The organism is Paraburkholderia sp. NPDC080076, assembly GCF_050281145.1.
Taxonomy (GTDB): Bacteria; Pseudomonadota; Gammaproteobacteria; order Burkholderiales; family Burkholderiaceae; genus Paraburkholderia.
The window spans coordinates 188,912-212,349 of record NZ_JBNNWQ010000008.1 but is presented as its reverse complement, the minus strand read 5'-3'; the positions used below and the strand labels follow the sequence as shown (position 1 = coordinate 212,349).

22 protein-coding genes are annotated in these 23,438 nt (G+C 63.0%); 7 read left to right on the top strand and 15 right to left on the bottom strand.

From position 1 onward, the window contains the following. Positions 1-58 precede the first annotated feature (58 nt). The 6 genes from ACQKRQ_RS28740 (at position 59) to ACQKRQ_RS28715 (ending at position 7,055) form a co-directional block, all read left to right on the top strand. The gene (locus ACQKRQ_RS28740) at positions 59-1,123 is read left to right on the top strand and encodes a DMT family transporter (RefSeq protein ID WP_427481037.1); all 1,065 of its coding nucleotides are present in this window, start codon (positions 59-61) and stop codon (positions 1,121-1,123) included. 176 nt (positions 1,124-1,299) lie between these two features. Next, positions 1,300-1,503 carry a DUF3562 domain-containing protein gene (locus ACQKRQ_RS28735; RefSeq protein ID WP_132379526.1) on the top strand — a complete coding sequence of 68 codons (204 nt, stop codon included), beginning with the start codon at positions 1,300-1,302 and terminating at the stop codon, positions 1,501-1,503. A gap of 143 nt (positions 1,504-1,646) precedes the next feature. After that, on the top strand, positions 1,647-2,750 hold the full coding sequence (locus ACQKRQ_RS28730) for an NAD(P)/FAD-dependent oxidoreductase (RefSeq protein ID WP_427481036.1): 1,104 nt from the start codon (positions 1,647-1,649) through the stop codon (positions 2,748-2,750). Positions 2,751-2,870: 120 nt separating this feature from the next. Further along, positions 2,871-3,332 (top strand): GNAT family N-acetyltransferase, encoded by a 462-nt coding sequence (locus ACQKRQ_RS28725; protein WP_408177549.1) that lies wholly within the window; start codon positions 2,871-2,873, stop codon positions 3,330-3,332. Between the two features lie 279 nt (positions 3,333-3,611). Continuing rightward, positions 3,612-5,321, top strand: coding sequence for a molecular chaperone HscC (locus ACQKRQ_RS28720; RefSeq protein WP_427481035.1), 1,710 nt, complete (start codon positions 3,612-3,614; stop codon positions 5,319-5,321). Between the two features lie 6 nt (positions 5,322-5,327). Further along, entirely contained in the window at positions 5,328-7,055 is a 1,728-nt protein-coding gene (locus tag ACQKRQ_RS28715) for a J domain-containing protein (protein WP_427481034.1), read from the top strand. 107 nt (positions 7,056-7,162) lie between these two features. On the opposite strand, the gene ACQKRQ_RS28710 is transcribed toward ACQKRQ_RS28715, so the two are convergent. The 14 genes from ACQKRQ_RS28710 to ACQKRQ_RS28645 are packed head-to-tail and all read right to left on the bottom strand — an operon-like array spanning position 7,163 to position 20,584. Continuing rightward, complete coding sequence (locus ACQKRQ_RS28710) at positions 7,163-8,566, bottom strand: MFS transporter (protein WP_427481033.1); 1,404 nt, start codon at positions 8,564-8,566, stop codon at positions 7,163-7,165. Between the two features lie 25 nt (positions 8,567-8,591). Next, positions 8,592-9,857: an NAD(P)/FAD-dependent oxidoreductase gene (locus ACQKRQ_RS28705; RefSeq protein ID WP_427481032.1), complete on the bottom strand. Its 1,266-nt coding sequence runs from the start codon at positions 9,855-9,857 to the stop codon at positions 8,592-8,594. Further along, positions 9,854-10,816 (bottom strand): VOC family protein, encoded by a 963-nt coding sequence (locus tag ACQKRQ_RS28700; RefSeq protein WP_427481031.1) that lies wholly within the window; start codon positions 10,814-10,816, stop codon positions 9,854-9,856. The genes ACQKRQ_RS28705 and ACQKRQ_RS28700 overlap by 4 nt, the downstream gene beginning before the upstream one ends. A gap of 26 nt (positions 10,817-10,842) precedes the next feature. Beyond that, positions 10,843-12,333: an aldehyde dehydrogenase gene (locus ACQKRQ_RS28695; RefSeq protein ID WP_427481171.1), complete on the bottom strand. Its 1,491-nt coding sequence runs from the start codon at positions 12,331-12,333 to the stop codon at positions 10,843-10,845. 39 nt (positions 12,334-12,372) lie between these two features. Beyond that, positions 12,373-13,203: an aspartate dehydrogenase gene (locus ACQKRQ_RS28690; RefSeq protein ID WP_427481030.1), complete on the bottom strand. Its 831-nt coding sequence runs from the start codon at positions 13,201-13,203 to the stop codon at positions 12,373-12,375. Beyond that, positions 13,196-14,854, bottom strand: a complete 1,659-nt coding sequence (locus tag ACQKRQ_RS28685) for a thiamine pyrophosphate-binding protein (RefSeq protein ID WP_427481029.1) — start codon at positions 14,852-14,854, stop codon at positions 13,196-13,198. The genes ACQKRQ_RS28690 and ACQKRQ_RS28685 overlap by 8 nt, the downstream gene beginning before the upstream one ends. Next, the gene (locus ACQKRQ_RS28680) at positions 14,847-15,656 is read right to left on the bottom strand and encodes an SDR family oxidoreductase (protein ID WP_427481028.1); all 810 of its coding nucleotides are present in this window, start codon (positions 15,654-15,656) and stop codon (positions 14,847-14,849) included. The genes ACQKRQ_RS28685 and ACQKRQ_RS28680 overlap by 8 nt, the downstream gene beginning before the upstream one ends. Then, positions 15,656-16,561 carry an IclR family transcriptional regulator gene (locus tag ACQKRQ_RS28675; RefSeq protein WP_427481027.1) on the bottom strand — a complete coding sequence of 302 codons (906 nt, stop codon included), beginning with the start codon at positions 16,559-16,561 and terminating at the stop codon, positions 15,656-15,658. Before ACQKRQ_RS28675 ends, ACQKRQ_RS28680 begins: the two co-directional genes overlap by 1 nt. Then, complete coding sequence (locus ACQKRQ_RS28670) at positions 16,562-17,461, bottom strand: alpha/beta fold hydrolase (protein ID WP_427481026.1); 900 nt, start codon at positions 17,459-17,461, stop codon at positions 16,562-16,564. It lies immediately after the preceding gene. Positions 17,462-17,499: 38 nt separating this feature from the next. Beyond that, positions 17,500-18,027: a cupin domain-containing protein gene (locus ACQKRQ_RS28665; RefSeq protein WP_132379257.1), complete on the bottom strand. Its 528-nt coding sequence runs from the start codon at positions 18,025-18,027 to the stop codon at positions 17,500-17,502. Positions 18,028-18,053: 26 nt separating this feature from the next. Then, complete coding sequence (locus tag ACQKRQ_RS28660; protein ID WP_427481025.1) at positions 18,054-18,821, bottom strand: SDR family oxidoreductase; 768 nt, start codon at positions 18,819-18,821, stop codon at positions 18,054-18,056. Next, complete coding sequence (locus ACQKRQ_RS28655; RefSeq protein ID WP_427481024.1) at positions 18,814-19,908, bottom strand: Rieske 2Fe-2S domain-containing protein; 1,095 nt, start codon at positions 19,906-19,908, stop codon at positions 18,814-18,816. Before ACQKRQ_RS28655 ends, ACQKRQ_RS28660 begins: the two co-directional genes overlap by 8 nt. 48 nt (positions 19,909-19,956) lie before the next feature. Beyond that, the gene (locus ACQKRQ_RS28650) at positions 19,957-20,268 is read right to left on the bottom strand and encodes a recombinase-like helix-turn-helix domain-containing protein (RefSeq protein WP_132379263.1); all 312 of its coding nucleotides are present in this window, start codon (positions 20,266-20,268) and stop codon (positions 19,957-19,959) included. A 1-nt stretch (position 20,269) separates the two neighbouring features. Next, entirely contained in the window at positions 20,270-20,584 is a 315-nt protein-coding gene (locus ACQKRQ_RS28645; protein ID WP_074289216.1) for a non-heme iron oxygenase ferredoxin subunit, read from the bottom strand. 441 nt (positions 20,585-21,025) lie between these two features. Between ACQKRQ_RS28645 and ACQKRQ_RS28640 the strand changes: the two genes are divergently transcribed. Then, a complete protein-coding gene (locus ACQKRQ_RS28640; RefSeq protein ID WP_132379265.1) occupies positions 21,026-22,099 on the top strand; it encodes a porin in 1,074 nt (357 codons plus the stop codon). 90 nt (positions 22,100-22,189) lie between these two features. Here the strand turns inward: ACQKRQ_RS28640 and ACQKRQ_RS28635 are convergent, their stop codons facing one another. After that, complete coding sequence (locus ACQKRQ_RS28635) at positions 22,190-23,164, bottom strand: IclR family transcriptional regulator (protein ID WP_427481023.1); 975 nt, start codon at positions 23,162-23,164, stop codon at positions 22,190-22,192. Between the last annotated feature and the right edge of the window lie 274 nt (positions 23,165-23,438).

The window sequence follows — 23,438 nt, the reverse complement described above, 5'->3', positions numbered from 1 at the left end:
GGCGCGATCCGGTTAGCGTTATCGTGTCCGCAACGCCCGCTCCCGCGCGAATTCCCTCATGCCTACCCGCTCAAACGCCGCATTCACCGCCTTGCTCGCCGCCGCCCTATTCGGCGCGACGACACCGCTCGCCAAGGCGCTGCTCGGCTCGCTCTCGCCGTTCCTGCTGGCTGGGTTGTTCTATCTCGGTAGCGGCTGCGGCCTTACCGCGGTGATTCTGGCGCGCCGGCTTAAAGGCGGCGGCGCCGGGCAGCCGGTCGGCCACAGCCATTTCCCGTCGCGCGAAGCCCCCTGGTTGGCCGGCGCGATCGCAGCCGGCGGCGTCGCCGGGCCCGCTTTACTGATGCTGGGTCTGCAAACGACGCCGGCCGCCACCGGTTCACTGCTGCTGAATCTGGAAGGCGTATTCACCGCGTTGATCGCGTGGATCGTGTTTCGCGAGAACGTCGACGTGCAGGTGTTCCTCGGCATGGCCGCGATCGTCGCGGGCGGCGTGGCGCTGTCATGGCAGCCGGGCGCGGCGGGACTGCCGCCCGGCACGCTGCTGCTGATCGGCGCCTGCGCGTGCTGGGCCGTGGACAACAATCTCACGCGCAAGGTGTCGGCGTACGACGCGATGTTCATCGCCTGCATAAAAGGACTCGTGGCCGGTTCGGTGAACGTGACGCTCGCGCTCACCCTCGGCGCCGCATGGCCGAAGCTCTCGACCGTCGCGCTCGCCATGCTCACCGGCTTTGCGGGCTACGGTGTGAGTCTCGTGCTGTTCGTCGTCGCACTGCGCAATCTCGGCACCGCGCGAACCGGCGCATATTTTTCGGTCGCGCCGCTATTCGGCGTGACTTTATCCTGGCTTCTGTGGCCCGAACTGCCGCCGCCGCTTTTCTGGGTCGCTGCAGCGCTGATGACGCTCGGCGTGTGGCTGCACATTCGCGAACGTCATGAGCATCCGCACACGCACGATCCGCTCGAGCACTCGCATCGTCACCGGCACGACGCGCATCACCAGCACGAGCACGACTTCGCGTGGGACGGCGTCGAGCCGCATACCCATTCGCACCACCATGCACCCATGACGCACGCGCATGCGCATTTCCCGGATATCCATCACCGGCACACGCATTGATTTTTCGGCCAGCCGTGCAGCACGGACGCTTGCTGCATCGCAAGACAAAAATCTCTCTGAAAAAAAATCATGCGATAGACCGATTCAATTGGCATCGCCGCGCATCGCATCCTGTAATGAAACTCCTGTTGTCCGCGTGCCATCCGCCCAACCTGTCCGCACCTTTGGAGAGATCTATGTCACAACCCGAGCCTAATGTTGATGAATTAGTGAAAAGCATCGCCGAAGAAACCGACACGCCGGCGGAAACGGTCTCGAAGATGTACGCGGACACCTTGGCCAACTACCGGCACGACGCGCGTGTATTCGATTACGTGCCGCTCTTCGCCGCGAAAAAAGTACGCAACCAGCTTCGCGACAGTTCGAATCGCAAACACTGACACGGCGGCGCGCGGAGACCACCGCCTGCTGAATCGCAATTTTTTTCGCCTCGACCGACTCGCGCAAAAATTCACATAACGCGCACCGATTTTTTTCCCGCTGATAGACTCTCGCCCAGAACCATCGACTCGGGGGAGTTGGCATGCGGGTAACGATCGTAGGCGCGGGCATCGCCGGTTTGAGCACGGCGTGGTCGCTCTCGAAACAGGGACATGACATCACGCTGATCGAGCAGGGCTCGATTCCAAATCCACTCGCCGCGTCGGGCGACCGGCATCGCATGATTCGTCGCGCATATGGCGATGCGGACGGTTATGCGCGAAACATCGAAGAGGCGTTCGATAGCTGGGACCTGCTGTGGAACGATCTCGGCGTGTCGCACTATGCAAATTGCGGCGTGCTCGGCATTTCGCAATTCACGGGCGATGGCGCCGAACAGTTTCGCAACGGCCTCGACCGCATGGGATTCGAGTACGAAAGGCTCGAACCCCTCGAAGCAGCGGCGCGCTACCCGTTTCTCGACCCAGCCACGTTTCGTTACGCCTACCTCGATCACGACGGCGGCGCACTTTTCAGCGAACGCATTGCACGCGATATGAAAGCGTGGCTCAAGATGCGCGGCGCCGACATTCGCATGCACACCAAGGTGCTCGCGGTCGACCCGCAGACCGCTTCCGTGCGCATCGAAAACGACGTGATCGTGCATGCGGACCAGCTCGTGGTCACCGCGGGCGCATGGACGCCGCAACTGTTTCCCGCGCTTGCCGAAAACCTGATGACATATCGCAACACGGTCGCCTATCTTGAGCCGCCCGCGGATCTGGAAGACGCGTGGTCGACGGCGCCCGCGATCGTCGATATCGGCGGCGCGAGCGACGGCTATGTGCTGCCGCCGCTCGACGGCATTGGTCTGAAGTTTGGCGCCGGCGTCAATAAATCACGCGCGCCGGACCCCGACGCGAATCGCGTTGCGGCGCCCGGTGAAGGCGACCGCTTGCGGCGGCTGTTTGCGCCGCCGTTCAGCCGCATCGACGAATATACGGTATCCGAAGTAAAAACCTGCGCGTACACGTTCACGGCGGATAACCGTTTCTTTTCGAAGCGCATCGGCAACACGCTGGTGGTGTCGGCTTGCTCGGGGCACGGCTACAAATTCGGTGCAGCGGTGGGGCGGCGCATCGCGGAGGCGCTGGAGACGGACGACGACGCCACGCTCGCGCGTTGGCTCAGAGCCGAGACGGCCTGAACGTTTTCCTCGATTCACAGTTGGTGGCTCCACATTCTGAACGTACTGTGGATCTAACAATAGCGCCGCAAATTTTCTATGCTGGCGGTTCAGCAGTCTTCTTCCGACCAGGAACCGCACATGTCCGATTCGATTCAAATCCGCCCCGTCGTCCCCGGCGACTTCGATGCATGGCTGCCGCTTTGGGACGCCTACAACGCGTTCTATGGCCGCTCGGGCGAAACCGCGTTGCCGCGCGAGATCACGCAAATCACGTGGGAACGTTTTTTCGACGGCTACGAGCCGATGCATGCCATGGTGGCTGAACGCAACGGCCAGTTGCTCGGTCTCGTGCACTTCCTGTATCACCGTCACACGACGATGAAAGGACCGATCTGCTATCTGCAAGACCTCTACACGCTAGACTCCGAGCGCGGCAGAGGCGTTGGCCGCGCATTGATTGAAGCGGTGTATGAGCGCGCCAAAGCCGATGGTTCGCAACGCGTCTACTGGCAAACGCAAGAGACGAATCAGACGGCGATGAAGCTCTACGACAAGGTTGCGGACCGTTCGGGCTTCCTGGTCTATCGCAAAGCCTTGTGATGCCGCGCGGCGGGCTCGCCTCGCGCGCTTCCCGCTCGTCTCGCCGTGCCGCGCGCTCTGTGCGGCACACTGCTTTTATCTCCGACCGATCTTGCCGCCACCATGCGCCGCGCATTGTCCGGTCCGATTTCCGCCGCCTTCGTTTCGCGTGCCGCTCAAGTTTGCGTGTGGTCTGCCGTTATCGCCATTGGACGGAGCTACACCCGGCTCCACGCGGTTCATCAGCGAAAACTTGGGCGATCTCCTCATGGAGGGGCGCAAACGAATCGGAAACTGTACATGCCTTCGATCATCGGCATCGATCTTGGAACCACGCATAGTCTTGCGGCAATCTGGCGCGACGACCGCGCCGTGCTCATCCCGAACGCGTTAGGCGAGACGCTCACGCCCTCGTGCGTCTCCATCGACGGCGATGGCTCGATCCTCGTCGGCCGCCCCGCTCATGACCGCCTGCATACGCATCCCGAGCGCACCGCCGCCAACTTCAAACGCTATATGGGCACGAGTCGCACCGTGTCGCTCGGCACGCAGTCGCTGCGCCCCGAGGAGTTGTCCTCGCTGGTGCTCAAGTCGTTGAAGGCCGACGCCGAAGCGTTTCTCGGCGAAACGGTCGGCGACGCCGTGATCGCCGTGCCCGCCTATTTCAGCGACGCACAACGCAAAGCCACGCGCATTGCCGGCGAACTCGCCGGCCTGAACGTGCTGCGCCTCGTCAATGAACCGACCGCGGCCTCGCTCGCGTACGGCGTGCATCAACGCGACAGCGAGCGCAAGTTTCTGATCTTCGATCTGGGCGGCGGCACCTTCGACGTCTCCGTGCTCGATTTCTTCGAAGGCGTGATGGAAGTGCGCGCCAGCACCGGCGACAATTTTCTCGGCGGTGAGGATTTCACCGATGCATTGGTCGAGTTGTTCTGCCAGCGCAACGGACTCAAGGTCCAATCGCTCACGCCGGTTGCCGCGCAACGTCTGCATCAGCAAGCCGAACGCGCGAAACGTCAGCTTACGCAGAACGGCGTTGACAGCGTCACGCTCGAACTCACGATCGGCGACCACGCGCACACGCTCGAACTCGACGCGGCCGCAGCGGAGCGCACCTGCGAGCATTTGCTGCAACGGCTGCGCAAACCGGTGGAACGCGCATTGCGCGATTCGAAGATTGCCGTCGCCGCGCTCGACGAGATCATCCTCGTCGGCGGCGCGTCGCGCATGCCGATGGTCCGCAAGCTGGTCTCGAAGATGTTCGGCCGCCTACCCGCCGGACATTTGAATCCGGACGAAGTGGTCGCGCTCGGCGCGGCGGTGCAAGCCGGACTCGTGGGACGCGATGCCGGGCTCGACGAAATGGTGCTGACCGATGTCGCGCCCTATAGCCTCGGTATCGACACAGCCATGCAGGTCGGGCCCGCTCAGTTCGTGCCGGGTCACTTTTTGCCGATCATCGAACGCAATACGATCGTGCCGGTGAGCCGCATGCAGCGCATTTTCACGGTGCGCGACCGCCAGCAGATCCTGAGCATCAAGGTGTTTCAGGGCGAAGCGCGTTTGACCACGGACAACGTCGCGCTCGGTGAATTCACGCTCGAAGTGCCGCTCAAGGCAGCGGGCGAAGCAGGCGCGGATGTGCGCTTCACTTACGACATCAACGGCGTGCTGGAAGTGGAGGCCACTGCGTTTCCGGGCGGCGTAAAACGCGCGATGGTGATCGAAGAAAATCCCGGCGTAATGACACCGGAAGAAATTCGCGAGCGACTTACCGCGTTGAGCGCGCTGAAGATCCACCCACGCGACCAACTCGAGAACCGGACGCTGTTGACGCGCGCCGACCGTGTCTATGAAGAAACGCTCGGCGATCATCGGCAATATCTGGCCGCGCATATCGCCCGCTTCCAGGCACTGATCGAGCGCCAGAACGCCGATGAAATCGCGCAGGCGCGCGGTGAGCTGAGCGCGCTGCTGGATCGCTTCGATGTACATGTGACTTACTGACTGGCCATGAATACCATCTCGAACAATCAATGGCCCTGGGATGTGCTCGGCATCGAGTCGAATGCCGACGAGCGGGCGGTCCGTCGCGCTTATGCGCGGCTGTTGAAGCAGCAACGTCCGGATCAAGATGCCGAGGCTTTTCAGCGTCTGCGGTACGCGTACGAGTCGGCGTTGCAGATGGCGAGTGGCGCGATCGCGAAAGAAGTAGCCGCGGTACCAACAGCGAACGCGTCTTGCACTGAACCCGAGCGTTTGATCGCAACTACGCGGAAGTCTGCAACCGCGCCGGCGACGTCCCACGTTACGGTCAACACTTCGGAAGTCGAGGCCGCCGTCCGCGAACCCGACGCTTTCGAAACCGCCGTCCAGCTCTGGCAAAACTTCATCGCGCAAACGGACGACCTCGAGTCGCGCCGCTCCTTGCAGGATCTGTTCGCCGCCGTCGTCAACATTGCGACGCGCGATGAACTCGAATGGCAGGCGCTGTGTCATTGTCTGAACGAGGACACGCCGGCCATGCTGCGCATGAATTTGAGCGCGGTTCTCGGCTGGCGGGACAACGCCGCGCATCTGCGACGGCGCAACGCGGCCATTGCCACGCTCGCGCTGAACCGCGTGTTCGCCGACGAAGACTACAACGCGCTGCGCCTGCGCTTCACGAACGCGATGGCATTGCTCGAAGGTCCGTCGCCGCAATTGGCGGCCGGCGCGCGAGCACTGCTTCGTGCCGGCGTGCGCGCAGAGATGGAGCAGCTATTGACCGCGCTTGGTCGCTACCATCCGAATGTCGTGCGGCTGCGGCTCGATGCCGAGAAAGTCGATTTTTGGGGACGTTGCCTCAAATTCCGCATCGGCGCGGGCCGTCTGTTCGGACCAGCGCTCGCCTTGAACGCGTGGTGCGGCTTGCTGTTCGCGGACGCTTCGCTGAAACCCAATAGCAGTCGATGGTTCGATCAATGGTCGCCCGCTCAGTTGGGCATCCTTTTGTCGACGCTGATGCTCGCGCTGGTAACGGTCGCCGCTACGACCGTGCTGCTGTCCGAGCCTCAGCAACAGCGGCTGCGAGCGTTGCGCTCGCTCGGTTGGCTGCGTTATGGCTGGATTCCCGTGTGGCTCGGTGCGACAACCGTTGCGCTGTGTGAGGACGGCAGCGGCCGTTCGACATCGGTCGCGATGGCCACGCTGAGCGTCTGTACGATCTGGGCCGCGTTGATTCACGGCTGGCCGCCTATCAAGGAGCTCGCGATACTCGCCGCATTCAGCGCGACGGCGTTGGGCTTTGCGGGCCACTGGATCGCGACGGATTCGCATGCGTGGCTGATGCCTTATGCGCATGGTGTGCTGTTCGCGTTCTTCATTTCGTTTTCGCAAGCGGAATGGCGTGGATGGATCGCGCGTCGGCCGCGGTTGTTGTTTTGGGTTTGCGCGCCTTTGTGGTTCGCTGGATTCGCAGCGTTGATCGTATTGCTATTGCAGCGCGAAGTGCGTCCGACGCAGTTCGCGTGGGCGTTGTTTACGGTGATGTCGGCGGCCGGCGGCGTGCTGGCGACGACGCGCTGGAACGATCTGCGCGCAGCGATACCGGCGTTTTTTCGCGGGTATGCCAACCTTGTCTGGATGGCGCTGGCGATTTATAAGCCGGACATCATCGCCTGTGTGAGTGCGGGGTTGATGAGTATCTGGGTTATTGAGGGGATTAGGCAGCGGCGAGAAGCGCGCCAGGCGACGCGGTAACCACCCCCAAAAAAACGAAGGGGCACACCACCCAGTGCGCCCCTCGTCTCCCAGCTAATCGCGGTACTGCAACATCAACCGCCCACCAAACTCAAACAGTAGAAACCTCAAGCCTCCAGTTGCTCCAGCACCTTCCCCTTGGTTTCAATCCCAAGAAAGTGCACCGCCACCGCCGCAAGAAACGGCACGGCCGCGAGGATATAAAACGCCACTTGCAGATTCCCACCGATCATCGTCTTCGACACGATAGCCGGCGCGAAGATCGCCGCCACCTTCAGCCACGCGCCGCCGACGCCGCAGCCCATCGCGCGGATACTCGTCGGATACAGCTCCGGCGTGTACACATAAGCCGTGATGAATCCGCAAGCCAGGAAGCCCAGCGAGAACGCGCAGCACGTCGCCACGACATACACCGACGAATCGTGGAGCACACCCGCCAGCAGCAGCGAAATCGCACACGCCACGAACGACAGATTGATAATCGGCTTACGTCCCACCTTGTCGACCAGCAACGCGCAAGTCAACGAACCCACCACGCCGAGCACCGAAGCCGCCACCGCCAGATTCAGCGCAAGTTGCAGCGGCGCGTGATAAATCGTGCGGTAGATCGTCGGCAGCCACGTCGAAAGACCGTATTGAATAAAGCCGCAAGTGATCCACAACATCGCCACGGCCAGCGTGCGCTTCAGATACGCGGGACCGAACAGGTCGCCCATGCGGCGCTTCGGATGACGATTGGCCATCGCTTCGAATTCAACCGACTGCGTGACCGGCGGAAGCGGACCTTTGACCGCGCGTTCGAACGCATGCACCGCCACATCCGCGTCGGCCATCCGCTCACGTTCAGCGAGCCAACGCGGCGATTCCGGCACGAGCTTGCGCAGCACGAAGAACAGGATCAACGGCATGCCGCCGATAAAGTACATGGCTTGCCAGCCGAAACGCGGCACGATCCACGCACCCAACGCATTCGAAGCGAGCAGGCCGACCGGAAAAACGATCTCATACAACAGCACGAAACGGCCACGGCCATGCGCACGGCTGATCTCGTTGATGTACGTCGCGGCCACCGGCAATTCGCCACCAAGCCCAAGCCCCTGAATCACGCGCAACACGACGAACGCCGCGAACGTCGGCGCAAAACCGCACGCAATGCTGGTGATGCCGATGATCCCCGAACTCAGCGCGATCGCCTTCACGCGGCCCTTGCGCTCCGCATACCACGGAAAAACGAACGCGCCGATCAGTTGTCCGACCGAACCGGAGCCGATCAGAAAGCCGATTTCCCACGGCGTCAGATGCCACTTCGCGATCAGGATCGGCAACGTGGCCGCGATCGCGATCACATCGAAGCCGTCGAAGAACGTCGCGAGACCGATCAGTATGCGCGCGCGCACCTGCATCGCATTCTTGGGCAAGCGCTCCAGACGCGCGATGATCGAGCCCCGGGTCACAGGGCCTGAGACACCGGCGCTGCTGCGGTCCCCCATGGTGTTGTCGATGGTTCTCATGCCGTTGTGCCGTCCGTAGATGTGGTTAGGCAAGCGCCGTTGAGGCGTCGGTCAGGGTGGCAAGGTCGATGGTCCGGCCTTGGTTCATCCATTTGCGCGACAGTTTCAGTTCGCGCGGCGTATTGATGGCGATCACGCCGCGAATCGCGCTGTCTTCCAGATGGAACAGCGTGGCGCGTTTGCCCCGCAAGTCGCCGCGCACGGCCAGTTGTGCATCGCCTGGAATGTCGCCGAGAATCTGCAGGTTCACGTCGTACTGATCGGACCAGAACCACGGAATATCCGCATACGGTTCGAAGGTGCCGAGCAATGCCTTCGCGACGGCAATCGCCTGGTTCTGCGCATTGGCCCACGATTCGAGCCGCACGCGGCGCTTGAGCCACGCGCTCGGATGGTTGGCGACGTCGCCGCACGCGAAAATGCGCGGGTCGTCCGTGGCGCCGAAATGATCGACCACGATGCCGTCTTCCACCTTCACGCCCGCGGCTTGCGCCAACGCCGTGTGCGGCGTGAGACCGATGCCGGCCACCGCGAAATCGGCGTCGAGCGTCGAGCCGTCCGCGAACGTGGCGCGAATGCGATTGGCGTCGTGCGGATGATCTTCGAGCGCGGTGAGCGAAGCGTTCAAACGCACGTCCACGCCGTTCGAGCGATGCAGGTCGAGCAGGAAACCAGACACCATCGGCGGCAACGACCGTGCGCACAGACGCGGCGCACCTTCCACCACCGTGGCTTCGACGCCGAGCTTGCGCGCCGTGGCCGCGACTTCGAGGCCGATCCAGCCGCCGCCCACCACCAGCACGCGCTTGCTGGCACGCAGGCGTTCACCCAAAGCAACGGCTTCATCGAGCGTACGCAAGTAGGCAATGTGCGAGGTCTTTAGAAGCGCCTCCGGCAACTTGCGCGCCGCACCGCCCGTCGCGATCACCAGACGGTCGTATTGCACTTCGCGGCCCGACTGCGTGCGCACGATGCGCTGCTCGCGATCGATCGAAGTCGCGCAATCCGGCTGCCAGGCTTCGACGTTCAGCGCGTCGAAGTCGTCGGGCTTCACGAGCCGCACGGTGTCGATATCCGCTTCGCCCGCCAGCACCGCTTTCGAGAGCGGCGGACGTTCATACGGCAGATGGACTTCGTCGGCGATCATCACGAGGCGGCCGTCGAAGCCTTCCTTGCGCAAGGTCTTCACGACCCAACCGGCCGCCTGGCCGCCGCCGATCACGACGATCGTGCGCGGTGCTTCGAGGCCGGCATGGGCGGCTTGCGCCTTTGCAGCAGCAGCGTCCGTCATTTTTTCTGCTCCGTCATGAACTTGCCTTCCGGCGCCTTGGCGTTTTTCTGCCGCCGCGTATTGCCGTCGATGCCGCCGTCGATCGCCCATTCGGCGAATACGGTCGGACCCGGTTCGAAATCGCGCGGCTGCCAGTCGGGCGTGAGCTGGTCTTCGTCGGCGTAATACTCGATCAGGCCGCCCGCCGGGTTCTGGAAGTACCAGAAGTAAGCCGACGACACCGGATGACGCCCCGGCCCGAGTTGCGTGTCCCAGCCGCAGCGGCTGATATGCATGCCGCCGCCGAACACTTCGTGGATATCGCGCACGGTGAACGCGACATGGTTCAGGCCGCGCTTACCGTTGGGCAAAGCCAGCAGGAAAATGTCGTGATGGCCGCCGTGCGGCGCGCAGCGCATGAACGCGCCACGGCCCGGATAACGGTCGGACATTTCGAAGCCGAGCAGTTCCTGATAGAACTTTTCCTGTTCGGCGAGACGGTTCGTGAAAAACACGACGTGGCCCACTTCGACCGGCTCGGCGCGTTCATAAATCGGCGACGGCTGATCGACGCGCAACGTTTGGCCCCACACGTTCGACGGCGAACCGTGAATGTCGAGCGCGCGCTTGCGGGTCACTTCGACGCGAATCGCCATGCCGTTCGGGTCGATACAGCCGACGGCGTCGTCGGTTTCGAAATGGCCCGGCTGATTTGCGAAGCGCCCGCGCAATTCGTCGAGTTCGGCTTTCGTGGCCACGCCCCACGTTACTTCGCGCAGCGTCGGGCCTTCTTCGAACGCGGGCGGCAACGAGGGATCGTCAGCGTTCACAACGAGAATCGTGCACCCGTTCAGCGTTTCGAAACGCGCCTGCGTTTCATCGTGCGCGACTTCCTTCAAGCCCCAGTCCGCGAAAAAGCGGCGACAGGTGGCGAGATCCGTCACGCCGTAAATAATCTGTTCAATGCCGAGAATCGTCATAACGTGCCTCTTGCGTATCTTGCGTATTAATTCGCCCACGCCAGCGGCGCGTCGTTCAAGCCCCAGTAGAGGCTCTTCTGTTGCATGTATTCGCGGATGCCGAGCCGGCCTTTTTCGCGTCCCATGCCGCTCTCTTTCCAGCCGCTGAACGGCGTCGAGATCGAGAACAGCTTGTAGGTGTTGATCCAGATGGTGCCGGCTTCCAGTGCGCGGGCGATCCGGTATGCGCGCTTGTAATCGCGCGTCCAGATGCCGGCGGCGAGGCCGAACACACTGTTGTTCGCTTCCTTCAGCAGCGAGGCTTCGTCGTCGAACGGCATCGCCACCAGCACCGGGCCGAAGATTTCTTCCTGGCAGATACGGGCGTTGTTGGTCAGGCCTTCGAGAATCGTCGGCTGTAAGTAGGTGCCTGCTTCGCGGCCATCGCCGACCGGGCGTTCGCCGCCGCACAGCAGGCGGCCGCCCTCTTCCAGGCCCAGCGCGACATAACGTTCGACGGTTTCGCGATGCGCCGCCGTAATCAGCGGACCCATCTGCGTTTGCTCACGCGACGGATCGCCGACACGCAGTTTGCGCGCGCCTTCCGCGAGACGCTTCATGAACGCGTCGTAGATCGAGCGCTGCACGAACAGGCGCGAACCCGCGATGCACGCTTCGCCCGACGAACTGAAAATGCCGTACAGCACACCGTTGACCGCATGATCGAGATCGGCGTCGTCGAAGACGATGGTCGGCGACTTGCCGCCAAGCTCCAGAGACACCGGCATCAACTTGTCCGCCGCGATGCGCGCGATGCCGCGGCCCACTTCGGTGCCGCCCGTGAACGACACCTTCTTCACCAGCGGATGACGCACCAGCACGTCGCCGATTACGGAGCCTTTTCCGGGCAACACGCTCAGAACGCCCTTCGGCACACCGGCTTCTTCGCAAATGCGCGCCAATGCCAATGACACCAAAGGCGTCACTTCAGCCGGCTTCAACACGACTGCGTTGCCGCCTGCGAGCGCCGGCGCGAGCTTCTGCGCGTCGGAAGCAATCGGCGAATTCCACGGCGTAATCGCGGCGATCACGCCGATCGGTTCGTAAATGCTCATCGTCAGATAGTCGCCGCGCGAGGGCGTGACTTCTTCGTCGAGCGTTTCGAGGCACGCCGCGAAATAGCGGAACGTGTTCGCGGCGCTCGCCACCAGCACGCGCGTTTCGCCAATCGGCTTGCCGTTGTCGCGGCGCTGCAATTGCGCGAGCGCTTCGTGACGCGCCATGATCAGATCGGCGATGCGGTACAGAATCAGCGCGCGTTGATGCGGCTTCAAACCCGACCAGTCGGCGCGGCGCCATGCGATATCCGCCGCTTCCACGGCGTCGCGGGCGTCGTCGGCATTGGCCGTCGAGATTTCCATGTTGACCGACTGATCCGCCGGATACAGGCTTGTGTACGGGTTGCCACGCCCTTGCCGCCATTCGCCGCCGATGAAAATATCGCCGGTGGGCACGAGGCTGGTATCGAAGTGAGTCATGTCGGTCATTCCGGTTTGCTTCAGCTAATCAACTGGGGCTTAAATCACGCAGCGCGCCGCGCGATTGCGTAGCGCACGCATCGCGCTATACGCGGTCAGTGCGGACGTCTTGGGGTTATCCGGCAGCGGCTTGCCGCACATTTCCAACGACATCTCGCCGAATGCGCCGCGTGCCACGATGCGGTGCACGTTGCGCGTCACGTTCGGATCGGCGATCAGCCGAACCGTGGTGTGGTCCAGACCGAGGCCGGCCAGCGCGATCGTCGCGGCCACGTTGGCGTTCTTCGGATAGAGCCGGGCCGCTTCGCGCGCGCTGCCTTCGAAGATCACCTTCTCTTCATTCAGCGTGTGCAGATCGCAGAGCTGTTCCGCCGGCGTGCCGAGCCAACCCATGGGCGGCTTGCGGCCGGTGTACAGCACTTCGTCGAGACCGCCGAGCTTGGCCGCGGCCAGCGCATCCACGCCGCCAATCGCGCCGGAGAGCAGCGTCAACGTGGCGTCGCCTTCATCGGCGGCCGCGGAGAGCGCGTCGAGCAGCAGCATGTCGGACAGCGCGCCGATGGATGCGACCGCGCAGTCCGTGCCGGCCTTCAGCAACGGAACCACGTGATCGACCAGTGCGCTATGTCCCGCGCATTCCAGCGCGAAATGCGGCTGGCTGCTCAAGGCGGACACGGATGCCACGACATCCACCGAGTCGCCCACTACTTCACGCACCGAAGCCATGTGGCGCTCCGGCACGATCACGTGCGACACGCGCACCGTCGGATCGGCGGCGACCGAGCGATACACCGCCTGGCCGATCGCGCCGAAGCCGATCATCGCGACGTCGACGGGTGCGTGATGCCCCGCGTAGCCCGCGTCACGCATGTTCCGGCTCCTGTTCCTTGACCGGCGGCCCCGCGAACGCGGTGGCGAACGAGCCGACCGACAGCATGTCCACTTCGACCAGCACCGGACCCGTCTTCGCCATACCTTCGCGAATGATCGCGTCGGCCTGGTCGAGCGATTTGATGCGGTAGTGCGTGAGCTTCAGGCTTTCGCAGAACTGCGCGAAATCCGGCTGATGCAGATCGACGTAGCAGCGGCGGCCACCGTATTGCGCGTCCTGAATGTTGCGGATCACGCCGTAGCACTGGTCGTTCATCAACACGATCATCACGTTGGCGTTTTCCTGCACAGCCGTCGCGAGTTCGCCGACGTTGACCATCAAACCGCCGTCGCCGACGAGGCACACGGTCTTCGCCGCGCTACCCGCGAGCGCCGCGCCGATGCCCATCTGCATGCCTTGGCCGATGCCGCCGCCGAGCGCGTGAACACCTGCACGCGGCGAGAAAATCTTCAGCATGCGGTTGCCCCACGTGCTGTTCGAGATCGTGACGTCGCGCACCCAGTTGTAGTCGCGGCCCACCGCCGACTGCAGCGCGTCGACGAGACGCTTGTACGGGCCGAGGCCCTTGCCCACATCGGCGACGGCGCTTTCGCGCGCGGCGGCCAGATCCTGCGCGAAGGTCGGGTCGACCTTCAGACGACCTTCGAGCAGCGTTGCAAGTTCTTCGAGTACCGAAGATGCATCGCCGTGAATGAACATCTCGTTGCGATAGCCGCGGTTATCGGCGAGCGCGTCGGCGTCGATGCGATACAACGGTTGCGGCAACGCGAGCTTGTACTTCAGCGTTTCATTGCCACGCAGGCGCGAACCGACCACCACCAGCGCGTCGCACGTCTTGTAGAAGCTCTCGACCGCCGTGTGCACATTGAACGCGCCGAGCGTGGCCGGATGATCTTCCGGCAGCACGCCACGGCCTTGCACGCTGGTCACGACGCCGAAGCCCAGCGCCACCAGACGCTCGACCGCCTGGGTCGCGTGACGCGTGCCGCCGCCCAGCCACAGCAACGGGCGCTTGGCCGTCGCCAATGAATCGGCGAGTTGCGCGACGCGCTGCTTGCAATGCGTGAGCGTCGTGATGTGCGGCGCGGCCAGATCGGCGGGCCATTCGACTTCGGCGGCCTGAATGTCGATCGGAATCTCGACGCTCACCGGACCGCTCGGCGCGGTTTGCGCGACACGCACGGCTTCGCGGATAGTCGGCAGCGCGGTTTCAACGGAACGCACGCGAAACGCGGCCTTCGAGATCGACGACAGCATCGACAGTTGGTCCGGTGCTTCGTGGATATACGCGAGGTCCTGATCGAGGTATTCGGTTTCGATCTGGCCGGTGACGTGCAGCAGCGCGGTGCCGGCGGTCAATGCTTCGACCATCGCGCCCGCTGCGTTGCCCGCCGCGGTGCCCGTGCTGGTAAAGGCGACGCCGAGGCCGCCGGAGACGCGCGCGAGGCCATCAGCCATATTCACCGCGCCGGCTTCGCCGCGCGCGCCGACATAGCGGATCTTGCCGCGGTTATGGATCGCGTCGAGGATCGGCATGTTGTGGATCGAGATCACGCCGAATGCGGTTTGAACGCCGCATTGCTCGAGAAAGGCGGCGATCAGTTCGCCAACGGTGGTTTTGTCAGACATGTCGTGCAACGCCTCCAGAAACATCGATATGACTGCCCGTCGTATAGGACGACAGCGTCGTAGCCAGATAAAAGAGCGCTTGAGCGGCTTCTTCGGGGCGACCGAAGCGGCCTAGCGGAATGTTTTTCTTGCGCGCCAGCTCGGCCGTCCAGTCTTCCCAGCTCTGGCCCGGCTGCGCTTCTTTTGCGTAACGGCGGCGCCATTGACCCGATTCGACGATGCCGATCAGAATCGAATTGACGCGGATGCGCTGCGGCGCGAGTTCCACCGCGAGCGACTTGAGCAGGTTCTGCACACCGGCGCGCGCCGAAGAAGTCGCCACCATGTGCGCCTCGGGTTGCAACGCCAGCAGCGAGTTGACGCAGACCACTGAAGCGCTTCCGCTCACCCCAGCCGCGTCGCGCAGCATCGGCAGAAATGCGCGGGTCGGGCGAATCACGCTGAAGTACTTCAGGTCGAGTTCTTCGCGCCAGGCGTCGTCGGTGGTGTCGGCGAAAGTCGACACGCGGCCCTGGCCAGCGTTGTTCACCAGCATGTCGGTGCGGCCGAAGCGCGTCTGCACCGCTTCTGCGAAAGCCTTCACGTCGTCGGCGTCGAGTACGTCGCAGCGGCGGGCAAGCAACTGCGCGTTCGGAAACTGCGCGTTCAGCGCGGCTTCCGCTTGCGCGAGACGTTCGGTGTCGCGGCCGCAGATCACGACCGAGGCACCCGCCCGCAGAAACATTTCGGCGGTCGCGAGGCCGATGCCGGACGAACCGCCCGTCACCACCGCTACCTGTCCGGTCAAGTCGATTTGGATCATCAGAGTCCCAATGCCTTCATGTAATTGCTGCCCGCCTTCGGGCCACCCTTCGGCCGATAGTTGAGCCGCTGCGAAAGTTCGTCGGCCGCGCGGCGGACCTTGTCGATCAGGCCGCTATCGAGCAGCGACGCGTCGATCTCGTGGCGCGGAATCGTCGTCGTGATCACGGCGACGATGCGGCCCGTGTCGTTGCGCACCGGCGCGCTCACCACCGAAATGCCGCGCTCGAACGACGACTCGCTGATCGCGAATCCGCGCTTCGCATCGTCGCGAATCCGTTCGTACAGATCGTCTACGGTGACCGGCGTCTGCTTCGTGTAGCGCTCGAGTTCCGGCTCGGGATAAAGCTTCTTCAACTCGTCGAGCGTCATGTCGCCCATCAGCACCTGGCCATGCGTCGTGGCATAGGCCGGCAGACGCGTGCCCACGTTGACCTTCACCGAGCTGAAAATCGGCGCATGGCTTTGTGCCTTGGCGACGAACACGACGTCACGTCCATCGCGAATCACGATGTGACTCGTGAGGCCCGTTTCCGTACGCAGCGCCTCGATAATCGGCAGACCGAGGTCGGTCAATTCGAGCGAGCTCAGATATTCGAAACCGAGCCGCAGCACCGCGACGCCGAGGCGATAGTTGCGGTCCTTGTCGGCACGCTCGAGAAAGCCGAGCGATTCGAGCGTTTGCAGCAGACGGAACACCGTCGTGCGAGGAATCTTCAGGCGCTTGGATAATTCCGGTGCGCCGAGAACCGGTTCGCGCGGCGAGAACTCCGTCAGAATCTTCAGACCGCGTTCGAGACCCGGCACCCGGTAGGCGGTGTCGCCGTTGGTGTCGTTGCCGGGGTCATTGCGGACTTCGTCCGCGTCGCGCTCGGCGTTAATTGTGTCGGGCGTGTCGGGCGTCATTCATTGGCTCCGTTGTCCGTCGCTCGAGCGACAGAACGTGTCGATGATCGCTGTGTACGCGGCGGGTGCTTCGATATAGCCGGCGTGCCCCGCGCGCGGCACGACCTGCAATTGGGTGCCCGCGGCCAGTGCGAGTCGCTCGCAGGCTTCGGGCGTCGTAATGGTGTCGTCGGCGCCGACGGCCACGTTGATGCGGCCTGTGTAGCGCGCGAGCTCGCCGGCGAGATCGGCGTTGGCGAGCAGATGCGTGGCCTGCGTATAGCCGTGCGGGATCACGCGCGACATGTTCCAGCGCACCCATGCGCGCGCTTCGCCGCTTGCGTGAGCGGACAACATATTGGCGCTGCGTTTTTCGGCGAGGCCTTGCGGACCGAGTTCCTTCAGCATCGCGAGACGCTGATCGCGCTTCGTATTGCGTACTTCAGCCGACGCAGCGCCGTAGCCACCAGCCGGCGACAACAGCAGCAAACCAGCCACACGCTGCGGATGCGTCACGGCAAACGCGCCGGCAATAATCGCGCCGAGCGAATGGCCAAGCAGCACGCACCGTTCGATGCCGAGCGCGTCGAGCCACTCGTTCAATATGCTTGCGTAATCACTCGCCACCGGCGATTCAGCCGCGACCGGCGTGGATGCGCCATAACCCGGCGCATCCCACGCCAGCAAGCGGCGCGTCGCGCCGAGTCCTTCGAACTGCTGCACCCACGAAGCCGCGCCCGAACCGATACCGTGCAGCAACACGAGCGGCAGCGCGCTGTTGTCGGCGCTATCCACTTCGCGATAGCTCACCGCGCGTTGCGAGGCCAGCCAGATCTGCTGCGCCGGAAAGCGCGCGAGGCGGGCTTCGAGCGTGGCGTGCTGATCGGCGCTATCGGTGATAGAGGACGGGACTGCGGACATGATTTCCTTCGCGGGTGTTTTGAAACCGGTACGACGGCTTAGCGCTTGAGCTTGGCCAGCGGCGAATCCGGCGGATACGTCGGCGTAATGGGCTTCGGCGAACCGAGCATCACGCACATCAACGCGTCTTCTTCTCCGACGTTGATTTCCGTGCGATACACGCCCGGCGGCACCGAGATCAGATCACGCTCGCCGAGGACCGCTTCCCACGTTTCGCCGTCTCTCTCGCAGATCACTTTCATCTTGCCGCGCAGCACGAAGAAGATTTCTTCAACATCCATATGAATATGACTCGGGCCGATGTTGCCGGCCGGGATCACCATCGTCGAGAACGTGAAGCCGCCTGCGGGCACCGTGTTCATGTCTTTCGCGACGCCCGTGCCGCCAGTGCCGACATAACGCATTTGCGCACGGCGATACTTCGGGTCGTAGTCGGCCTGGAACTTCAACGCGTCCCAGTCATAGCGACGCGTTTCCAGGCGCGCGACGCGAGTGTCCAGCCATTGGGCAAAGCTCGCGTCCGCGGGTTGGTCCCACGATTTGCGTTCGATATCGGCGTCCGCCATCTCTTTCTCCTTTCGATTCGACAAGATCAATTCATCACGAAGCCGCCGTTGACCGGCAGCAATTGGCCGGTCACGAAACGAGCGGCATCGGATAACAGGAACAGCACCGGCCCGGTGACGTCGTCGGGCACTTGTGCGCGCGTGAGCGCGCGGCCTTGCAAGTAATACTCGTGACGCTCGGCGGGCACGTACGCGGTCGCCTCGACTTCGGTCAGCCCCGGCGCGATCGCGTTGACCGTCACCTGATGCGCGCCGAATTCACGCGCCAGCGAGCGGGTCATCGAAATCACCGCGCCCTTGCTGGCGACATAAGCGAGCAGCTTCGGCGCGCCCCACATCGCCGTGTCCGAGGCGATGTTGACGATGCTGCCGCGGCCCGAGTCGCGCAGATATGGCAGCGCGGCGGTGCTCATCAGCCAGGTGCCGCGCACGTTGACGTTCATCACGGCGTCCCACGTATCGACAGACAACTCGTCGGCAAACTTGCCGCCAGAGTTGGTGATCGCCGCGTTGTTGATCAGGGCGTCGAGACCGCCGAGCTGCGCCGCGCCTTGCTCCGCGAATTGCTTGATGCTCGCGGGATCGGCGAGATCGAGCGGTACGTAAGTGACCGCATGACCTTGTTCGACGAGCGATGCGGCGAGCGCCTTGCCTTCTTCGTGCAGCACGTCGCCGAACACCACGCGCGCGCCGGCCTGCACCAGCGAGCAGACGAAGGCCGCGCCGAGACCACGCGCGCCGCCCGTCACGAGGACGCGCCGGCCGTTGAGCGCTGCGGACGCGTCGTTATGCATGGCTGTGGCCTGCATCCGCCGTTTGCGCGGCGCCTGACTTCGCGGCTTCAGCGCGATGTGCTTCCAGCGCGGCGAAGTCCTGCTGTGCACGCTGACGCAACATGCGGCGCACACGCGTCATGCCGACGTCGTGCTGATACAGGAACTCGTGATTGCGCGCGTTCGGCGCCATGCTTTCCAGCACGTAGCGGTCTTGCTCCAGCACGGCCCAATGCAGACCTTCCAGGCGATTGCGGTACAGGAAACGCCATGCGTCGCGTTGCCAGCCCGACACCTTGCGGGTGCGCCAGAAGTACACCTGACAGTTGTCGCCGTCGACCGGCGTCGCAAAGCCGATGATTCCGAAGTTGCCGCCCGGTCCGAACTTCTTCTTGTAGGGAATCGCGAGGCGCATCCACAGCGTGCCGGTTTCGCCGAGTTCCACCCAGTCGAAGTTCACGTCGCGCTGGCCGACCTTTTCGAACATCAGTCCGGTTTCGGTCTTGCGCACGCGCATGTCGGCCTGCTTGTCGCCTTCGGCCATCGAGTGCGAGGTCGCGTGCAGATACGCGCCGTGCATCGGGTCCATCACGTTGTCGATCGCGTACTGGTAATTGCACTTCCAGTTCGACATGCACAGGAAGCTCGCGTATTCCTCGCCAACCAGCTCTTCCGGCAACACCAGCGGCGTCGGTTCCTTATGCGCTTCATCGCCGAACCACAGAAAGATCGCGCCGGCATGCTCTTCGACCGGATACGACTTGACGCACTTCTGGCCTTCCAGCGGGCAGTTCGACACGGCCGGCACTTTGGTGACTTCGCCGCTGCCATCGATTTCAATGCCGTGATACCAGCACGCGACACTGCCACCGAGGTTCCAGCCGAGCGACAGACGCGCGCCGCGGTGCGGGCAGCGGTCTTCGAGCGCGTGGACTTTGCCTTCCTTGTCGCGCCACAGCACGATCTGGTCGCCGAGGCGCGTGATGCCGACTGGCGCGTCGCCGACTTGCCAGCTCGGCGCAACGGGATACCAGTAGTTACGCAGGCCTTTGTCCAGATACGACTGGATCGGGTCAGCCGTGCCTTGAGTTGTATTGGGGGACGTCATGAAGAGACTCCGGATACGGATGCGATGAACGTGTTCGGGAAAGCGCGCTTATTCGGCGAGCAGGCGGAATTCGGCGGCGAGGCGGTCGGCGTGCCACGTGCTGCCTTCCGGGGTGCGGAAGCCGACGCGGTTCAAACCGTCGACCACTTCCTGCAACTCCACCGCGCCCGCTTCGAACACTTTCTCGAGCGCATCGCCAAAGTCGTTTTCGTACTGGGTCGGCTCGGCCTTGCGCGTTTGCCAGATGAAGTTCTCGGTCTCGCCCGGCTTTTCGATCACCCCCTTGCCGGCGACGTTGTTCGGCTGCGGCGCGAGCCACGGCTTCAGGAAGGGATTGAAGTTCACGATTTGCTCTCGCATGTCATTCCACCTTGATCTGGATTTCTTCGCCGGCGAGGCGCACCGAGTACATCTTCAGGTCGCGGCCACCGGGCTCTTTCAAGCATTTGCCGGTCGGGATATGGAACACGGCCTCGTGCAACGGGCACTCGACGGTGTCGCCGTCGACAAAGCCCTGCGTCAGCAACGCGTACGCATGGGGGCAGACGTTTTCCAGCGCGTACAGCGCATCGCCCACCTTGTAGATGCCGATCTCCGTGCCGTCGAGCTTGAACTCGAGCGGCGCGTCATCGGACAGGTCGCCGGCATGGCCGGCGCAGCGCCATTGTTCAGTCATTTCTCGCCTTCTCCTGAAGCCTTATGTTCCATACAAGGAACATCAGTTCGTGTATGGATAATTATAGGAGCGGCTTCGACCAGAGAAAATAAAAATCTGGACTGGTAGGGGAAAACACCGAGTGTGGCGCTCTCAACACAGCATCGCGCGAGGTGGCGCGAATGGCTACGACACTCGCCGAGCATTGCAGGGCTTGGATTTGAGCCAAATTTTCCGATGAATCCGGCCACCCTTATACGGGTTTGTACGGGGTCCGAAAATTTATTTTGACTACTCTCAGACTCACTATAATTTTCCATAGGCGATACAAACGCCCATAGGTGGAACATAAAGCGTGGCAGTTTTGGCGCATAAACCCCAGAGCTGCATTCAACCCAAAGCAAGGATCAGGGACGACGAATCCGGCGAGAGCTATCCGTCGTGTGATCAGGAGAACCAACGGTGAAGCACATCATTGCGGCCGGCTTGACGGCAATCTGCGCAACGACAGGCGCATGGGCGCAGAGCAGTGTGACGCTATACGGCAGCCTGGATGCCGGTGTCGCGTATATCAGCAATGTAGGCGGCCATTCGAAGTGGATGGAAGAACAGGGCAACATGCAGCCTGACCGCTGGGGCCTGAAGGGGGTGGAAGATCTGGGCGGCGGCCTGAAAGCAGTCTTCCAGTTGGAAAACGGCTTCTATACGAACACCGGCGCGTTCGCTAAACCCGGCGTGCTGTTCAATCGCCAGGCGTTTGTCGGCCTGAGTTCGGACACGATCGGCACGGTGACGCTCGGTCATCAGACGCCGTTCAGCTTCGACGTGTTGGGTCCGCTGAGCACGGCCTATCTGGCGGCCAGCTGGTACGCGTTCCACCCGGGCAATATCGATGAGCTCGCCGACACCGGCGTAGTGCCGTTCGACAATTCGGTGAAATTCCGCTCGGCGAGTTTCAGCGGCTTCCAGGTTGGCGCGATGATGGGTCTCGGCAACACGACCAACTTCTCGACCGGCAAGACCTTGAGCTTCGCGCTTAGCTATGCGAACGGTCCATTCAAGGCCGGCGCGACGTATGCGAACGAGCACAATCGCACACCGTCGATCGTCACGACGGGCATCACCAACTTCCAGGGCGTGCCTGCGGCCAACTACACCGCGGACAAGGTCGAAAACATGGGCGCGGGCGCGTCATACCAGTTCGGCAAGCTGCTGGTGCACGGTCTGTACACGCGCGTGAAGCTGGAGTCGGGCGGACACTCGGACACGTATCAGAGCTACGACGTCGGCGCGAATTATCAGTTCACGCCATTCAACAGCGTGGCCGGCGGCGCTGCCACGACGACATTGGCGGGGCATCGCTGGACGCAGTTCGAGATCGGCGATATCTATTCGCTGTCGAAATCGACGCAGTTGTATGTGAATGCGCTGTACGAGCGCGCCGGCTCGAATACGGATGCGGCGTTCTTTACGGCGGGTGTGTCGAGTGGACGGAACCAGACGATCATTCTGACCGGCATCCATCACTCGTTCTGAGGTTCTGCTGAAACCGCGATGCGGAGCATGCAGTCCGGCCGCAATCGCAGCCGGACTAGCGCTGAAGTGAATGCGGAAGCAGAGGCGGAATCAACCGGCCGCCACCGACTTGCGGCGAGCCTGAACCGCGGTCGGATCATCCGGGCGCGGCCGGTAGCTGAGTCGCTCGGACAGTTCGAGCGCCGCCTGGCAAACCGCGATGATGAGCGGCTCGCGCTCTTCGGCTTCGCCGATATCCGAACGCGGAATCGTCACGGTCAACGCCGCTGCGATCTTGCCGCTCTGCTCGCGCACCGGCGCGCTCACCACCGAAATACCTCGCTCGAATGACGCTTCGCTCACCGCATAACCGAGCGCCGCGCTCTCGCGCACTCTTTCGTACAGTTCTTCGACGGTGGCCGGCGTGCGCTCGGTGAAACGTTCCAGTTGCGGCTCCGGATACAACTGACGCAATTCCTCGAAGCTCAGATCGCCCATCAATACCTGACCGTGCACCGTCGCATGCGCCGGCAAACGCGTGCCGACATGCACCTTCACCGAACTGAACATCGGCGCATGGGTTTGCGCCTTGGCAACGAACACCACGTCGCGCTGATCGCGGATCAGCAGATGCGTGCTCAGACCCGTGGCGTCGCGCAGGCGTTCGAGAATCGGCGTGCCGACATCGGTCAATTCGAGCGAACTCAGATATTCGAAACCAAGCCTCAACACCGCGACGCTCAGGCGGAAATAGCGGTCGCCGTTGACGCGCTCGAGAAAGCCGAGCGCTTCGAGCGTCTGCAACAAACGGAACGTGGTGGTGCGCGGAATGCCGATGCGCTTCGACAATTCGGGCGCGCCGAGCACCGGCTCACGCGCGCTGAATTCAGCCAGAATGCGCAGGCCGCGCTCGAGGCCCGGCACGAGATAAGTCGATCCGCCGGCGCTCTCTTCGTCGGTGGAATCCGGGGACTCGGCGTCGTTCACCTGGCGCGGCGGCAACGCGTCGTCCTGCGAAATCGAGGCGGCCGCACCGCGTGGCTTTGCGTGCTTGCGTCCCGCTCCTGTCTGCTCTTCTTTTGCCATCTTGGCTGCCGTTTCTGCTGTTCATCAAGGTCAGATCAGCATGATAGCGCGTGGCGCGCGCCGCCCTCACCGCCTTCGCTATTTCTTGCACGACGCCGTGGCCGCAAGCCGTGCGATCGTCAACCAACGCGACACGCGCGCGCTATGCCGGGTCGTGCGCCGGGTCGTGGTTAACCATGCCATTTGCTGCACCGCCACCATTTCGTGCGGTGCTATGCTTTGAAGCGGTCCATTGCGCGAGGTCTCGCTGCCGCGCATTCGCTCCGCCCAAGGC

Bases quoted from the DNA above. Each gene is read 5' to 3' on its own strand.
- ACQKRQ_RS28700 (WP_427481031.1), bottom strand. From the start codon at position 10,816: ATGACGATTCTCGGCATTGAACAGATTATTTACGGCGTGACGGATCTC.
- ACQKRQ_RS28725 (WP_408177549.1), top strand. From the start codon at position 2,871: ATGTCCGATTCGATTCAAATCCGCCCCGTCGTCCCCGGCGACTTCGAT.
- ACQKRQ_RS28635 (WP_427481023.1), bottom strand. From the start codon at position 23,164: ATGGCAAAAGAAGAGCAGACAGGAGCGGGACGCAAGCACGCAAAGCCA.
- ACQKRQ_RS28720 (WP_427481035.1), top strand. From the start codon at position 3,612: ATGCCTTCGATCATCGGCATCGATCTTGGAACCACGCATAGTCTTGCG.
- ACQKRQ_RS28735 (WP_132379526.1), top strand. From the start codon at position 1,300: ATGTCACAACCCGAGCCTAATGTTGATGAATTAGTGAAAAGCATCGCC.
- ACQKRQ_RS28670 (WP_427481026.1), bottom strand. From the start codon at position 17,461: ATGTCCGCAGTCCCGTCCTCTATCACCGATAGCGCCGATCAGCACGCC.
- ACQKRQ_RS28645 (WP_074289216.1), bottom strand. From the start codon at position 20,584: ATGACTGAACAATGGCGCTGCGCCGGCCATGCCGGCGACCTGTCCGAT.
- ACQKRQ_RS28680 (WP_427481028.1), bottom strand. From the start codon at position 15,656: ATGATCCAAATCGACTTGACCGGACAGGTAGCGGTGGTGACGGGCGGT.
- ACQKRQ_RS28650 (WP_132379263.1), bottom strand. From the start codon at position 20,268: ATGCGAGAGCAAATCGTGAACTTCAATCCCTTCCTGAAGCCGTGGCTC.
- ACQKRQ_RS28675 (WP_427481027.1), bottom strand. From the start codon at position 16,561: ATGACGCCCGACACGCCCGACACAATTAACGCCGAGCGCGACGCGGAC.
- ACQKRQ_RS28690 (WP_427481030.1), bottom strand. From the start codon at position 13,203: ATGCGTGACGCGGGCTACGCGGGGCATCACGCACCCGTCGACGTCGCG.
- ACQKRQ_RS28695 (WP_427481171.1), bottom strand. From the start codon at position 12,333: ATGACTCACTTCGATACCAGCCTCGTGCCCACCGGCGATATTTTCATC.
- ACQKRQ_RS28665 (WP_132379257.1), bottom strand. From the start codon at position 18,027: ATGGCGGACGCCGATATCGAACGCAAATCGTGGGACCAACCCGCGGAC.
- ACQKRQ_RS28685 (WP_427481029.1), bottom strand. From the start codon at position 14,854: ATGTCTGACAAAACCACCGTTGGCGAACTGATCGCCGCCTTTCTCGAG.
- ACQKRQ_RS28715 (WP_427481034.1), top strand. From the start codon at position 5,328: ATGAATACCATCTCGAACAATCAATGGCCCTGGGATGTGCTCGGCATC.
- ACQKRQ_RS28655 (WP_427481024.1), bottom strand. From the start codon at position 19,908: ATGACGTCCCCCAATACAACTCAAGGCACGGCTGACCCGATCCAGTCG.
- ACQKRQ_RS28660 (WP_427481025.1), bottom strand. From the start codon at position 18,821: ATGCATAACGACGCGTCCGCAGCGCTCAACGGCCGGCGCGTCCTCGTG.
- ACQKRQ_RS28730 (WP_427481036.1), top strand. From the start codon at position 1,647: ATGCGGGTAACGATCGTAGGCGCGGGCATCGCCGGTTTGAGCACGGCG.
- ACQKRQ_RS28710 (WP_427481033.1), bottom strand. From the start codon at position 8,566: ATGAGAACCATCGACAACACCATGGGGGACCGCAGCAGCGCCGGTGTC.
- ACQKRQ_RS28740 (WP_427481037.1), top strand. From the start codon at position 59: ATGCCTACCCGCTCAAACGCCGCATTCACCGCCTTGCTCGCCGCCGCC.
- ACQKRQ_RS28705 (WP_427481032.1), bottom strand. From the start codon at position 9,857: ATGACGGACGCTGCTGCTGCAAAGGCGCAAGCCGCCCATGCCGGCCTC.